3 protein-coding genes are annotated in these 3,875 nt (G+C 51.7%); all 3 read left to right on the top strand.

What is annotated here, in order from left to right; all coding sequences use genetic code 11:
- A partial coding sequence (locus tag AC2FNE_RS24420; protein WP_496806544.1) for an FMN-binding glutamate synthase family protein occupies positions 1-874 on the top strand: 874 nt, incomplete at its 5' end.
- A 79-nt stretch (positions 875-953) separates the two neighbouring features.
- On the top strand, positions 954-2,282 hold the full coding sequence (gene glnT, locus AC2FNE_RS24425) for a type III glutamate--ammonia ligase (protein WP_170479911.1): 1,329 nt from the start codon (positions 954-956) through the stop codon (positions 2,280-2,282).
- Positions 2,283-2,718: 436 nt separating this feature from the next.
- Positions 2,719-3,744 carry a LacI family DNA-binding transcriptional regulator gene (locus AC2FNE_RS24430; RefSeq protein ID WP_437436818.1) on the top strand — a complete coding sequence of 342 codons (1,026 nt, stop codon included), beginning with the start codon at positions 2,719-2,721 and terminating at the stop codon, positions 3,742-3,744.
- Positions 3,745-3,875 lie beyond the last annotated feature (131 nt).

A 3,875-nucleotide genomic window follows, 5' to 3' on the forward strand; every position in this document is an offset into this window, starting at 1 on the left:
CCTGCGCAAGGCTGACGCAATCGAAGTCGTGGTGGGGCAGGGTGCCAAACCCGGCGGTGGTGGCATGCTGCTGGGTCAGAAGATTTCGGATCGTGTTGCTGAAATGCGAACGTTGCCCAAAGGAATTGATCAGCGCTCCGCTTGCCGTCATCCCGACTGGACAGGGCCTGACGATCTGGAAATCAAGATCCTTGAGTTACGTGAAATTACAGATTGGCAGATACCAATCTATGTTAAGGTTGGTGCCACGCGGCCCTACTACGACACCGCTTTGGCAGTTAAGGCCGGAGCAGACGTCGTTGTAATGGACGGAATGCAGGGTGGCACTGCCGCTACCCAGGATGTGTTCATTGAACATGTGGGTTTGCCAACACTATCTTGCATTCGCCCTGCAGTGCAGGCGTTGCAGGACTTAGGCGTTCACCGTGAAGTGCAGTTAGTGATTTCGGGTGGTATCCGCACCGGTGCAGATGTGGCCAAGGCGTTGGCATTGGGTGCAGATGCGGTGGCTATCGGTACTGCAGCGTTGATCGCTTTGGGTGACAATGACCCGAAGTGGGAAGCCGAATATCAAAAATTGGGTACGACCACCGGCGCATATGACGATTGGCACGAGGGCTTGGATCCCGCGGGTATCACTACGCAGGACCCAGAATTGGCCAAGCGCTTGGATCCGGTCGAGGCTGGGCGAAGGTTGCGTAATTACCTCAAGGTCATGACTCTTGAGGCGCAAACAATCGCGCGCGCATGCGGGCATAATCACCTGCACAATCTGGAGCCTGAAGATCTGTGTGCTCTTACAATGGAGGCAGCGGCGATGGCACGCGTTCCGTTGGCGGGAACAGATTGGTACCCGGGCAAGGCGGGTTTCTAAAACAAAACCTCTTCAAAGCGTGGCCCAAATGGGCCGCGTTTTTTTACAAACGATATCAACAGGGAAAGGAAGGCCGCCCATGACGATAGATCTGGCTGCTTTCGCCAAAGAAAAAGGCGTCAAATATTTCATGATCTCGTTCACTGACTTGTTCGGTGGACAGCGCGCAAAGCTGGTTCCGGCACAAGCTATAGCAGACATGCAGGAAGAAGGCGCCGGTTTCGCAGGCTTTGCTACCTGGCTCGACATGACGCCCGCACACCCAGATATGTTGGCAGTGCCAGATCCGTCATCGGTCATCCAACTTCCGTGGAAGCCCGAGGTCGCCTGGGTCGCTGCCAATTGCGTAATGGAAGGTGAAGACGTGGCACAAGCGCCGCGCAATGTCCTCCGCCGATTGATTAATGAAGCTGCTGGCGAAGGGCTTCATGTTAAGACTGGTATCGAAGCCGAGTTCTTCCTGCTCACTCCTGACGGTGAACAAATAAGCGACCCATTCGACACTGCGGAAAAGCCTTGTTACGACCAACAGGCCGTGATGCGCCGCTATGACGTGGTACGCGAGATTTGCGATTATATGCTGGAACTGGGCTGGGGGCCCTATCAGAATGATCACGAAGACGCCAATGGCCAGTTTGAGATGAACTGGGAATATGACGACGTCCTTCGTACGGCGGATAAGCATTCATTCTTTAAATTCATGGCAAAATCGGTGGCTGAGAAACACGGGTTCCGCGCTACTTTCATGCCCAAGCCTGTTGAAGGTTTGACAGGTAATGGTTGCCATGCGCACATCTCAGTTTGGGACGCGCCCGGAGCGGCTGCAAAAACGAATGTGTTTGCGGGTGAAGGCGACGGTCCAACCGGAGAGTTGGGACTAGCCGAGCAGGGCAAGCATTTTTTGGGTGGCATCATGAAACACGCCAGTGCGCTGGCGGCGATCACTAATCCAACGGTCAACAGCTACAAGCGTATCAATGCGCCACGCACAATGTCGGGTGCAACGTGGGCGCCGAACACAGTAACATGGACCGGCAACAACCGTACCCACATGGTTCGCGTACCGGGTCCTGGTCGGTTCGAACTTCGACTGCCAGACGGTGCAACTAACCCATACTTGCTCCAGGCAGTAATTATTGCTGCCGGTTTGTCTGGCATCAGGTCCAAGGCAGATCCAGGTAAAAGATACGACATCGATATGTACGCAGAGGGCCACAAGGTTCGCGGAGCGCCGAAGCTACCGCTGAACATGCTGGACGCGCTGCGGGCTTATGATAGGGATAAAGGTCTGAAGGCGATGATGGGCGAAGAGTTTTCGGCGGCGTTTCTGAAAATGAAACATCAAGAATGGAACTCGTTTGTGTCGCATTTTTCTCGTTGGGAGAAAGAGAATACTCTCGACATTTGATAAACGGGGTTAGCCTAACCCTGAGGCAAATGAATTGCCTTTTCGGATTACAATCCGGGAAGGCTTTTTTTAAGCTGGTTACCAGCTTGACGTAGCCAACGAAAGACGCCCTTGTTTAAGCGGTGTATCAGTCAAACGTAAGCACACTGCCGAACGACCCTGCCCCTTTTTAAATCGTCCAAAGCTAACCGCTAAATTGACGTTCGTTTGGCGATTTTTTCTTTGACTCATTCAAATCGCCTCGCGCACCGAAGATGAGTTTCCCATCGCGCTGGCGGAAATTATTTGATTGCAAGTTCATCGATTAAATTGAAATCAAACAGAATTTTTTAATAACTTATCAGTCAATTGCCCGCTATTGACATTTTTTGTCGCGCGCAAAGAATACGTAAAGACGTGTTAAATTCGCGGTGGTGTTCACCCTAGGTAGATGGGCATGACAAAAATCAAGAATATGGAAGAGTTCGCCGCTGTCAGTGGTATCTCTCGTCCAACTGTATCCAAGTATTTTCACGATCCCGAAAGCGTGCGTAGCACGACTCGGACTCGTATCGAAGAAGCATTGGAAAGGTTCGATTATCGTCCGAATATCTTCGCGGTTAACCAAAACCGTAAATTAACGAAGAACATTGGCATTGTTGTTCCTTATCTGGCTGATCCCTTCTTTGCGGAAATTGCCCGGTATCTTGAGCAGAGCTGCATTGCTGCAGGGTACCGCCCAACTTTGTTCAGTTCGCATGGTGAGCCAGAGTTGGAAGGCGAGATTCTGGACAGTTTGAGGTCATTGAAACCTGCTGGCGTTTTGTTGGCGCCTCTGGGGCGAGCATCGGATCGTTCCAAAATCGAAAAGTTTTGCGGCAACGTGCCAACAGTTTTGTTTGATAGTAACCTAGAAGGATTGGGTGCTGCTTTCATTGGTTCGGATAACTATAGTTTCGTTTCCCAGACCGTAGAGTACATGACCCGGACCGGCGAACCGCCATCGTTTTTTGAAATGCGGACCCCCGCGAACCCGAATGCGAACAAACGGCGCAATGCATATATCGAAGTCATGCAGAGACTTGGGTTCGAGCCCCACATTATAAAAATCGACGGAGAAGGTTGGGGTTTCGAAGAGATTGGCCGCCAGGGTGCGATGAAAGCTCTGGAGGAAGGCGCTCTTAGGACTGACTCTGTTTTGTGCAGTAATGACCGTCTTGCAATTGGGTTTCTTGCTGCGTGTTACGAACGGGGGATCCGGGTCGGACGCAAGGCAGATTGCGCATTACGCGTGGCGTCAAATGACGACCACCCCTTTTCCAAATTCACGTGCCCGTCTTTAACGACCGCTGCGCATGACTACGACAATGTCGCCGCGCGCAGTGTCGAAACGCTTTTCGAACTTGTTGAAAACGGTGGGAAATTTGACAAACGAACGGAAACTTTGTTTCCGGCCCGACTCATTTTAAGGGAATCTGCCTGACTAAAAATTGACGCGCGTAAAGTTTTTATTGACGCCGCGACAATTTCTGATCTACCCTCTTCCTACAACATCCAAGCTCAGGGAGGACAGGGATGTATCTTAAGAACGCACTTCGTGCGGCGACTGCGTTG

The organism is Ruegeria sp. YKSD179 (assembly GCF_059612885.1).